The organism is Ahrensia sp. R2A130 (assembly GCF_000179775.1).
In the GTDB taxonomy this organism is placed as follows: Bacteria; Pseudomonadota; Alphaproteobacteria; order Rhizobiales; family Rhizobiaceae; genus Pseudahrensia.
Genome location: NZ_AEEB01000017.1, coordinates 484,685 through 496,263, shown reverse-complemented (window position 1 = coordinate 496,263; position 11,579 = coordinate 484,685). Strand labels below are relative to the sequence as shown.

The window sequence follows — 11,579 nt, the reverse complement described above, 5'->3', positions numbered from 1 at the left end:
TGCATATTCGGTATCGAGTTTCGACGCTTTGGTTCACCTACGCAAGGCGCATTGTGCCGCGAGGGGCGCGGGTCCATCCTGCGTCCATCTCAGCTGGAATCAATCCGCCTCATGCCAATTGCAACCACAGTCCGCCGCTTTCACGCGCTTCCCGGCAACGTGAAGGGCTCGCTGATGATCTTCGCTGCCGCGTTCGGGTTTTCGGTCATGGTGCTGCTGGTGAAGGTCGCCGGTGAACGGCTGCACGTGACGCAAATTCTGCTGGTGCGGCAAGTCGTGATGATGGCCATTGTGATGCCGCAAGTGATGAAGGAGTTTCCCGGTTGCTTGCGGACCTCCCGGCTCGATCTTCAAATTATTCGCGTGGCTCTGGCGCTGGTCGCCATGCTGGCAGGGTTCACGGCGATCATAGAAATGCCTCTGGCTGATGCGGTTGCCATCGGTTTTGCGAAGAGCTTCTTCGTCACCATTTTTGCAATCTGGCTGCTGAAGGAACAAGTGGGGTGGCGGAGGTGGATGGCGGTTGCCGTAGGTTTTCTTGGTGTGTTGGTGATGGTGCAGCCCGGCTCCTCCGGGTTCGACCCTTACTCGCTTTACGCGCTTGCAGGTGCAGCCGCAGCGGGCTTGGTGATGGTCATTATCCGGCTGCTGTCGCGCACCGATGAGCCAATCACAATTCTTGCCTATCAGGCGTTTCTCGTGGGCCTGTGTGTCGCCATACCCGCTATCTATTTTTGGCAGTGGCCCACCGTCACGGAGTGGGTGCTGTTGCTCGCCATGGGCGTCACGTCCTTCGCCGCGCAGATGGGCAATATCTATGCTTATAAATGGGGCGAGGCCTCCGTGCTGGCATCGCTGGACTATGTACGGCTGCTCTACGCGACGTTCTTCGGCTGGCTGATTTTCGACACGTTACCCGGGCCGTACACATGGGTCGGATCGGTCGTGATCATCGCTGCAGCGCTCTACACCGTTCAGCGTGAACGGGCTCGCAACACGAAGCTGGTGCGTTCGCCGCAGGGGCGCGAACACACGAATACATGAGTCATTTCAGGGTCGTGCGGGAATCCGCTCAGGCGTTTCTCATCGCGTGAAATGCACTCAGCAGACCTGCGGTAGAAGCGTTTTCGTCGGCCTTCGCTTCTGCCGCGCTCTTCACCAGCGGCAGCAAACCGCCCGCCAATTCCTTGCCCAGTTCTACACCCCACTGGTCGAAAGAATTGATGTTCCAGATGATGCCCTGAACAAAAACCTTGTGTTCGTAGAGCGCGATCAACTGGCCCAAAACAAATGGCGTTAGTTGCGGATATAGGACGGTACAGCTGGGGCGGTTGCCGGGAAAAACCTTGTGAGGCGCGAGCGCGTCGATCTCATCGGCAGCCATGCCTTTGGCTTCCAGTTCTGCCCGAACCGACGCCTCATCCTTACCCTTGGCCAACGCTTCGCCTTGGGCGAAAACGTTAGCAGCAAGCTTCTCATGGTGATCGCCGATCGGGTTCACCGCATTCGCCGCAATAAGGAAATCGCAGGGCACGACGGAGGTACCTTGGTGGATGAGCTGGTAGAATGCGTGCTGCCCATTCGTGCCCGGTTCGCCCCAGACGATCGGACCGGTATCGGTGGCCACCGCCCCGCCATCACGACCGACGCTCTTGCCATTCGACTCCATGTCGAGCTGCTGTAGATAGGCCGGGAAGCGGTGGAGATATTGGTCGTAAGGCAAAACGGCGTGGGTGTCGTAGCCGCAGATATTGCGGTGGAAGATGCCGACCAAGGCCATCATCAACGGCACATTACCAGCGCCATCGGCTTGCTGAAAGTGTTTGTCGACGGCGTGGGCGCCAGCGAGAAATTCTCGAAAGCGATCCGACCCCACAGCCAGCATGACGGATAGGCCTATGGCGGACCACACCGAATAGCGACCACCAACCCATTCCCAAAATCCGAACGTGCGGTCTTCCGCGATACCGAAATCAGCGGTCTTGTCCAAAGCGGTAGAAAGTGCCGCGAAATGTGCGCCCACCGCTTCTTCGCCACAGCGCTGCACGAACCACTCACGGGCGGTCGTGGCGTTGGTCATGGTTTCCTGCGTGGTGAAGGTTTTGGACGCTACGATGAACAGTGTCGTTGATGGATCGAGTTTCGCCAGCACTTCACGAATATCTGCGCTATCGACATTGGAAACGAAATGCGTGCGCGGACCGTCGTGCCAAGGCTTTAGCGCTTCGGTGACCATATAAGGACCGAGATCCGACCCGCCGATGCCGATGTTCACGACATCGGTGAACGCACCGCCCTTCCCCGCAATCGAGCCGTTGCGGATACCCGTTGCGAATGTTGCCATCGCATCGCGTACGGCCCGAACGTCCGGCATTACGTCTTGTCCGTCGATTATCACCTCAGCATCGTCCGGCGCTCGCAACGCCATGTGCTGAACGGCCCTGCCTTCGGTGCTGTTGATCGCTTCGCCCGCAAACATACGGTTACGCCAACCCGCAACATCTGCCGCGTCAGCCACCTTCAGAAGCGCGTCCCGCAAAGCATCGTCCAGCCGTGTTTTCGACATGTCATAGAGAACATCGCCACAGCTGGTCGAGAAGCCACCAAAGCGCCCCGAGTCGGCATCAAACAGTTCAGCAATCTTGGTGTCGCGCTTGTTTTGCCAAAGCTCACGGACCGTTTCCAAAGCGCGGGTGGCGGGGTCGATCATAATAACTTGCCTCAAATTGCGAATAACTGCTGCACCCCTTTGCAACGCGAAAAGGCGACAAAGGAGTGTGAAGTGTTTGTGGGGTTGAGCCACATTCGCATTGCGGGTGGCAAGTCCGTGCAGGGTAGACAACAAGATGATTGCAACAAAAAAGTCGATAACGCGCCAAAAACCATGGCGGCAATTTCTGCGCCGCTTTGCCAATAACGAGCGCGGCAACGTCATGATTATTTTTGCTGCGGCAGCGCTCCCAATGGCCATTGGTGTCGCTGGTGCGTTGGAAATTTCGCAATACAGCCAATTGAAATCACAGCTTCAGGAAGCCTCTGACAGAGCTGCACTGTCGGCAATGGCTGCTCTGCGCGAAGGGCCACGTGCAATGCGGCAACAGGCACGTTTGGTGATGAAGCAAACCGGTGACAACGCCAAAGGCTTGAAAGGCGCAAGCTCTGCCTTGGGCGGCCGGGTAACCGGCAAAGGGCGCAGGCTCGCGCTAAGCCATCGCAGTACCATCAAGGTCGATGGCTCGATGACGGGACTGAAGTCCTTCGTAAGCGACAAGATCACGGTCACGTCTTATGTCGTGGACCGTTTGGATGACGCCACACCGCCAAGACTGGCGACGGCCTCCATCGCCCAGAACTGGTAGACCGCACGTTCCATGTTGCCCGATGACTTAAGGCGAATTCCTTGGCATGAAGGCTGCATACGCGCTCGCTTTGGAACATCATCATGCGGACCAACACTGCCCCCGTCATCCGGCTGGAAGACTACACCCCGCCCGCTTACACAGTTCGCCACGTCAATCTGGATATCGACCTGCATGCCGAAAAAACGCACGTCATCGCTAAATTGTCGGTGGAGCGCATGGCGGATATCGCAGTGTCAGAACCGTTATGGCTGGATGGCGACGAGCTGAAACTGGTGTCGATTTCGGTCGACGGCGAAAAGCTAAGCGCGTCAGACTACACGCTTGATGACACCGGAATTTCAGTTTCCAACCTGCCAGCCACCAACGAGTTTCAGGTCGAAATCGAAACTTCGCTCGCGCCTGAAGCCAACACCAAGCTGATGGGGCTTTACCTGACCAACGGCGTGTATTGCACGCAGTGTGAGGCGCAAGGCTTCCGGCGCATCACGTTCTTTCCAGACCGCCCCGATGTGCTGGCAACCTATGACGTGCGATTGGAAGGCTACAAAGCGCAGTGCCCGATCTTGCTATCCAACGGCAATCCGGGCGAAACTGGCGCTTCGAAAGACGGCCGTCACTTCGCCCACTGGCACGACCCGCACCCCAAACCAAGCTACCTGTTTGCAGCCGTCGGCGGTGATCTGGATGTGTTGAATGACAGCTTCACCACCGCCTCCGGCATGGCAGTCGATCTGAATATCTTCGTCGAAACCGGCAAAGCACCGATGGCCGCGTGGGCGATGGATTCGCTGATCCGTTCCATGCGTTGGGATGAAGAGAAATATGGCCGCGAATACGATCTTGATGTGTTCAACATCGTCGCCGTTTCCGATTTCAATATGGGCGCAATGGAGAACAAGGGGCTCAACGTCTTCAACGATAAATACGTGTTGGCTGATGAACGCACCGCTACCGACGCGGACTTTGCAAATATCGAAGCGATCATCGCCCACGAATATTTTCACAACTGGACCGGCAATCGCATCACCTGCCGCGACTGGTTTCAGCTGTGCTTGAAAGAGGGACTGACGGTCTATCGCGATCAGGAATTTTCAGCAGACGAACGGTCGCGCGCCGTGCAGCGTATCCAACAGGTTCGTACTTTGATGGCCGGACAATTTTCCGAAGATTCAGGCCCGCTGGCCCATTCGGTTCGCCCTGCCGCTTATAAGGAGATCAACAACTTCTATACGGCGACCGTCTATCAAAAGGGCGCAGAAGTGGTTCGCATGCTGGCTGCTCTGGTCGGGCCGGAAGCCTACCGCAAGGCGACCGATCTGTATTTCGAACGTCATGACGGCGAAGCGGCAGTGGTGGAAGACTGGCTTGCAGCTTTCGAAGACAGCGCAGGCATTGATCTGACCCAATTCAAACGCTGGTACGCGCAGGCCGGTACGCCACGGGTGACAGCACGTGGTGAGTACGATGCCGACGCGAAAAGCTACACACTGCGTCTAAGCCAGGAAACCGCACCAACACCCGGGCAGGACACCAAGCAGCCCTTCGTTATTCCGATGCGCTTCGGATTGATGTCGGGCGCAGGCGAGCCGATATCTGCCAGCCACGAGAGCGAGGCTGTTACAGGCGGTCTAATCGTGCTGGACGAGGCTGAACAGATCGTCACATTTATCGGCCTCAACGAACGGCCCGTGCTTTCACTTTTGCAGGGGTTTTCAGCTCCTGTGCGGTTGGACTTCGACGAAAGCGATGAGGACCGGCTGGTTCGCGCTGCACATGACAGCGACCAATATAACCGCTGGGAGGCGCTTTCCGGTTTCGCGCTCAAGCAGTTGGCTGCAGTGGCGGGAAACCCGAAATTCGATTTCGATAGCCGTTTGATTGAAACGCTCGCAGCAACAGCACTCGACAATTCGCTTGAGGCTGCGTTTAGGGCAGCTGCGATCACCCTGCCTTCCGAAGGTGACATTGCACGGGAGTTGGAAGCAAACATTGATCCTGACGCGATCTACGCTGCTCGTTCCGAATTGGCGAAACGTGTGGGAGGCACACTAGGAGAAACGGGGTTCGCGTTAGCGTTGCAGCTTGATGAGAGCCAAAAGTCTTCAGATCCGCTGCAAGCCGCTGCTGAGCGGTCTCTTTCAACGGCACTATGGCAGCTGCTTGTTGCAAGTGAGGTAAAGGGGGCCACGACCGCAGTTGTAGAAACGCATCGTGCAAGCCTGAACATGACCGTTCGCCTTTCGACGCTGTCCACGATGCTGCGATCACCGGTCATGGCGGATGAAAGTGCCAAAGCTATCGAGAACTTTCTTAGCGAGTTCACTGATGAACCATTGGTCATCGATAAATGGTTTTCCGTGCAGGCAGCTTCGCCGGGCGAGGCAGGCTTGAAAACATTCGAAACGTTGCTGAACCATCCACTCTATACACTGTCCAACCCCAACAGGGCACGCGCGTTGCTGGCGCCATTTGCGGCATCCAACCCGACCGCCTTTCATCGCGCCGATGGTTCGGGCGTGGCGCTTTTCGCCGATACCATCATCGAATTAGACCGTCGAAATCCGCAGCTTGCCGCAAGGTTGCTAAGCCTGATGAACGATTGGCGGAAGCTGGAACCGGTTCGTGCAGAACACGCCCGCGAAGCACTTTCCAAAGTTGCTGGAAGTACAGGACTATCTGTCGACACCCAAGAGATCGCCGACCGCGCGCTTGCATAACCGGTGATACAATTCGTTTCAAAGTCATAAGGTTACGCCAAAGTTTGAATTTAACGGTAGACAAGGCGAATCGCTCGATTCAAAGTGAGCGCGAATCGTTTCTGACACACTGGTGAGGTGTCGTGGTCGCGTTCTACGGTTCAGGGTGAGGTGTAGGACAGATCAAGATGAAGCAAGCGAACGCGGCAGGCGGGCGCGCAGGATTTCTGCGCGTTCTACAAGAGCATATGCATCGACTGGCCGATGCATCATCGGCGAAGTCGCCGTTGCTCAGTCTTCACCCATCACACGAAACGTCACGCCTACCTGTCTGGATGCGCTTCTTTGCATCAGAACGGGTTCTGCGTCGCTTGATACCGCTGTTGATTGGCGGTCTATTGCTTCTCGTTGCTGCGGTTCGCACACAAACTTTGATGATCGAACTGTCGAACATCGAAATTCAGGCCCGATCCGAAATTGCTCTCACCACGCAACTTGCCCAGTCACGACTAAGCGCTAACTCGGAACTTTCCACGACCTTACAAGACAGCGATGCAGCGCTTGCAGTGTTGCGCGACGCGCTTCCAGCACGATCTGCCCTACCTGACATAAGCATCTACCTCGCAGACAGCACGGGCAAAATCGTTGCGCAAAGAGGCGGTGGATCAGTTGTCGAAGGCGTTCTTCTGGGCCGACTAATAGGCCGCGATTTTGTAGAATCGGCAGGCACAGAGCTGGAGGAAGACGTTCGGTCGATACTCTTTGACGGAACTGAAAGTGCGCTGGCATCATCCGTGCCGCTGGAGCTCGCTGATAAAACCATCGCGGGTTATGTCGCGCTTGTTCACCCAAGCGCATCGTTATTTGAAAGCTGGCGGACAGCAGTCAAAGTCAACGTCACGCTGTTTCTTGCCATCGGCTCGGTGCTGCTCATCATCGTTTACGCCTATTTCGTGCAAGGCGCACGGACCCGGGAAACGGAAAGCCTTTATTTTGAAACCAACGCGCGGTTCGACACCGCACTTGCTCGCGGACGTTGCGGATTGTGGGATTGGGACTTGTCGCGAGGCAGTATCGTATGGTCACCGTCGATGCATCAAATGCTCGGCCGCGCTGGCCGCAGCCGCGCCATGGGTTACGGCGAGCTAGCCGAATTGCTGCATCCTGACGATCGCAACCTGCTGCAGATCGCCAACGAGACCTTTCAGGAATCAAGCCGACAGATCGACCATCGCTTTCGCATTCTCCACGCATCTGGTGGTTGGGTTTCCATGCGGCTGCGGGCTGAGCTTGTTCACTACCGTGGTGCAGTACCACACCTCATCGGCATTGCAGTCGATGTAAGTGAACAGGAAGCATTGAAGCGTCAAAGCCGCGATGCAGACATTCGCCTGCGTGAAGCGATCGATAACATCTCTGAAGCGTTCGTTCTTTGGGACGCTAAGGAGCGTATGGTGCTTTGCAACGGCAAGTATCAGCAACTGTTCAACCTACCCTCTTCCGCAATCCGCCATGGCGTTACCAAGCAAGACGTCGCAGCTATCCGTAAGGCGCCTGTCATGCGCTCGCAGGTCAACACGGATCGCAATCAGAAACACCACAGCAATACATTTGAAGCGCAGTTGGACGACGGACGCTGGTTCCAGATTTCAGAGCGCCCCACCCTTGATGGCGGTGCGGTTTCCGTTGGTACCGACATTACCCAAATCAAGCGTAATCAGTCGAAGCTGGAAGATTCCGAGCGTGAGCATCTCGCGACCATCGTAGAACTTCGCAAGATGCAACAGAACCTAGTGGCGTTTGCCAATGAAGCAGACGATCAGCGCCTGCTTGCCGATGAACAGCGCAAACAGGCTGATGAAGCCAACAAATCCAAGTCGCAATTTCTCGCCAACATGTCTCACGAACTTCGCACCCCACTTAACGCGATTATCGGGTTTTCCGACATTATGCGCGAAGGCATGTTCGGGCCGTTGGGCAACGAGAAATATACGGAATATGCCAACGATATTCGAAGCTCAGGTGGCTTCCTGCTGGGCGTGATCAACGACGTGCTGGACATGTCAAAAATCGAAGCCGGACGAATGCAAATCTACCCCGAAGAATTGGCCGTTAGTGACCTATTGCAGGAAACCCTTAGGATCATCGCGGCGCAGGCTGATGATGGAGAATTGCAAGTCACCACCGAAATCGAAACTGGTCTCGACATCATCGCCGACCGACGTGCTGTCAAACAGGTGTTGATTAATTTGCTGTCCAACGCTGTTAAGTTCACGCCTAAAGGCGGAAGCATTCAGGTTTCTGCCCGCCGGCTGGACGACAATGTCGAGATGGAAATTCTGGATAGTGGAATCGGTATTTCGCAAGATGCGCTGGAACGCATCGGCCTTCCATTTGAACAGGCAGCATCTGAACTGACGCGCGACCACGTGGGAAGTGGCCTCGGTCTTGCAATCGCAAAATCGCTTGCAGAATTGCACGGAGGGTCGGTAGATATTTCTTCGATTGAAGGTATCGGAACCACCGTACTCGTTAGGCTGCCGTTGGACTGCACATCGCATCTGGACGCAGAAAAAGCGTCAGATGAGGACGAGATACTGAGCGAAGAAAAACCAGAGCTAGAGCTCGTTTAAAGACAGGTTGTCTGGCTCACGCCAAAGCGGCTTTAAAGATTTTGCGCACGCTTTTTGTGGTGCGTTTCAGATGCGTTCTGGCTGACCCCAAATCGGGCAAATCGAACAGCTTAAGAAGACGGACCTGAACGGCAATTGGCTGTTCGTTGACGTTCCACTCATCGCCAACGCATAGACGCAAGAGCTGCACGATGTCGCGATAGACTGTGCCGGCTGTCTCTAAGTCCGCCTTGCCTGCCTCTGAGATATCCAGCTTCTCAGATCGCACAGCAAGCAAGGCTTGAGCTTGCTCGATGAACTCTACATCGATCAAGCCGCCGGCGGCACGTTTTACGTCCCAAGCACTTTTCGGAGCTCGACCTGCGTCCATCTCCAGACGCATCGAAAGTACATCAGCCTTTAATTCAGCGCTGGTTTTGTTGCTGCCCAGAGCCGTCTGAACGGCTTGCGAGATCGCTCCCAGAAACTCATCGTCATCTTCCAACAATGGTCGGGCGCGGCTAAGTGCAAGCTTTTCCCAGGTCCAAGCATTATTCTCATGATAGCGCTCGAAAGCCTGCAGGCTTGTCGCCACCGGGCCTGATGAGCCGTCCGGGCGCAAACGCATATCGATCTCGTACAACACACCCTGCCCCGTAGCTGCCGACATGGCTGCCACAATGCGCTGGGTGAAACGTCCGAAATATTGCGAAGCGTGAAGCGGACGAGGTCCATCGGAATGATCCCTATCTGAATCAAAACGGTAAAGCGCAATCAGATCGAGATCGGAGGCAGCTGTAAGCGCACGACTTCCCAGATTTCCCATGGCTAACCAACCGAACGAACTGCCCGGCACCTCGCCGTGTTGCTGCACAAACTCCTGCTTCACCCAAGCCGTCATCGTTAGAAGCAGCGTGTCCGCAAGGTCGGAGAACGCCGCCCCCATCGATTGAAGGTCGAGATGACCTGAGAGTGCGCGCGCCGCCAAAAGGAAACGCTGTTCTGCAGCGAAAACACGCATTCGGTCCAAGCCGTCTTCATACCCCTTCAGATCCTGCAGAATTCGCGACAGCATTTCGCGCCATTGTGCGGGACCCGGCGTGGTTTCAAAGAAACCGGGCTCCAACATTCCATCAAAAACATGAGGCCGTCGCGTCGCTATTTGCGCCATACGAGGAGCAGTGGAAAGAATGGTAACCAGCAATTCCAGCAATCTAGGTTGAGCGCGCAACAGCGAGAAGAACTGCGAACCGGAGCCAAGATTACTCAGGAAACCGTCGAAGTCGGACAGCATCTGGTCGGGTTGATCCGTATTGCCCAATGTCTCAAGGAGAAGCGGCGCGAGCTCCGTCAGGGCAGCTCGTTCACGTGCATCCGCGGTGGCGGGAATGCGTCCGAAATGCCAGTTGCGGATCGTGTCAGTTGCGCGGCCCGCATTCTGGAAACCCAAACCTGACAGGGTTTCGATAGTCGCTGGATCAGCTTCGTCACCTGTAAACGACAGGGTGCCGGTCTCTCCTGCCAACGTTGACGTTTCGGAAAACAATGACGAACAATGTTGCTCCACCCGCAGCAAATGGCTTTCTACGAAATCATCAAAGTCAGGGAGATTCTGGAAACCGCAAAGCGCCGCTATGTTGGTTCTCGCGGCATCATCGACCGGCAGGATATGGGTTTGTTCGTCATTTACGATCTGTAGCCGGTGCTCGATGTCGCGCAGCACCTGATAGCTTTCTTCAAGCTCGTGGGCCGCTTGTTTGATAACCCACTGGTCGTCACGCAATTGACGCAGCATTTCTACAGTTCTCAAGCCACGAAGCTTGGCGTTTCGGCCACCAGCAATCAGTTGCTGGGTCTGGACGAAGAACTCGATTTCACGAATACCACCTCGACCAAGCTTTACATTATGTCCCGGGGCAAGGTGGCCGGTGAGGTCCCGGTGAGACCGGATCTGGCGCATGATCGACTGGACGTCGGCAATCGCAGCGTAGTCGAGGTAACGGCGCCAAACAAAGGGCTGCAGCCGGTCCAAGACTTCAGCTCCAAGTTTGGCATCGCCCGCAATCGCTGCCGCCTTGATCATTGCGGCGCGTTCCCAATTCTGGCCGCGTGCTTCGTAATAGATCATTGCTGTTTCCACCGGCACGGCCAACGGCATCGCTCCGGGATCGGGCCTCAAGCGCAGATCTGTACGGAAGACGTAGCCATCGGCTGTTCGCTCCTGCATCAACTTCACAAGCGCCTTGATGATGCGGGTGAAAGTTGACACGGCTTCATCAGGATCGCTGATCGCGGGCGCGTGGGGATCAATGAATGCAATCAGGTCAATGTCGCTGGAATAATTCAGTTCGCGTGCACCGTGCTTTCCCATAGCAATGATCGTCAGGCCGCAGTCAAGCTCAGGCATGGCAGGATCGGGCAAGGCCAAACGACCGGACAGATGAGCTTGATAAAGGCATGTGCGCACCGCGAGCGTCACACAGGCATCCGCCAGTCGCGTCATCGCCTCGCCGACCTGCAAAGCCGACCACCAGCCGCCAAGGTCTGCCAAGGCAATCAGCAACGCACCACGCTGCTTGGCCAACCGTAGGCTTTTGGCGACATCCGTTAGATCGTCAAAGGCGCTGCTGGAAAGCTGTTCCAACGTTGCATCAAGCGCTGTTGAAAATCCGCTCTGACACAAGGCAATTATATCCGGATGCCGTTCCATCAGGACACTCAAATAAGGTGAGCAAGAACAACATGCTTTCAGGAATTGCTGGAGGTCCGGTTCGACGACCAGCGCATCTAAGCGTTGAATAGTGTCCACGCTAAGCGCCTTGCTAGCCAGACAGGACGCTGGAACAGGGGTCTGGAGAGCGACGGCATCAAATGCATTTTGATGCGGCTTGATCGTGGGCTGTTTCATT

At 55.8% G+C, this 11,579-nt stretch carries 6 protein-coding genes; 4 read left to right on the top strand and 2 right to left on the bottom strand.

What is annotated here, in order from left to right:
* Positions 1-111 precede the first annotated feature (111 nt).
* Complete coding sequence (locus R2A130_RS11590) at positions 112-1,044, top strand: DMT family transporter (protein ID WP_009758245.1); 933 nt, start codon at positions 112-114, stop codon at positions 1,042-1,044.
* 28 nt (positions 1,045-1,072) lie between these two features.
* Here the strand turns inward: R2A130_RS11590 and pgi are convergent, their stop codons facing one another.
* The gene (gene pgi, locus R2A130_RS11585) at positions 1,073-2,710 is read right to left on the bottom strand and encodes a glucose-6-phosphate isomerase (RefSeq protein ID WP_009758244.1); all 1,638 of its coding nucleotides are present in this window, start codon (positions 2,708-2,710) and stop codon (positions 1,073-1,075) included.
* 136 nt (positions 2,711-2,846) lie between these two features.
* Here pgi and R2A130_RS11580 point away from each other — a divergent pair, with 136 nt between their 5' ends.
* The 3 genes from R2A130_RS11580 (at position 2,847) to R2A130_RS11570 (ending at position 8,691) form a co-directional block, all read left to right on the top strand.
* Positions 2,847-3,359 carry a TadE/TadG family type IV pilus assembly protein gene (locus R2A130_RS11580; protein WP_009758243.1) on the top strand — a complete coding sequence of 171 codons (513 nt, stop codon included), beginning with the start codon at positions 2,847-2,849 and terminating at the stop codon, positions 3,357-3,359.
* An 83-nt stretch (positions 3,360-3,442) separates the two neighbouring features.
* Positions 3,443-6,079, top strand: a complete 2,637-nt coding sequence (pepN, locus tag R2A130_RS11575; protein WP_009758242.1) for an aminopeptidase N — start codon at positions 3,443-3,445, stop codon at positions 6,077-6,079.
* Positions 6,080-6,246: 167 nt separating this feature from the next.
* On the top strand, positions 6,247-8,691 hold the full coding sequence (locus tag R2A130_RS11570; protein WP_009758241.1) for a PAS domain-containing sensor histidine kinase: 2,445 nt from the start codon (positions 6,247-6,249) through the stop codon (positions 8,689-8,691).
* A gap of 16 nt (positions 8,692-8,707) precedes the next feature.
* Here R2A130_RS11570 and R2A130_RS11565 read toward each other — a convergent pair whose 3' ends face one another.
* Positions 8,708-11,578 carry a bifunctional [glutamine synthetase] adenylyltransferase/[glutamine synthetase]-adenylyl-L-tyrosine phosphorylase gene (locus tag R2A130_RS11565; RefSeq protein ID WP_009758240.1) on the bottom strand — a complete coding sequence of 957 codons (2,871 nt, stop codon included), beginning with the start codon at positions 11,576-11,578 and terminating at the stop codon, positions 8,708-8,710.
* Position 11,579 lies beyond the last annotated feature (1 nt).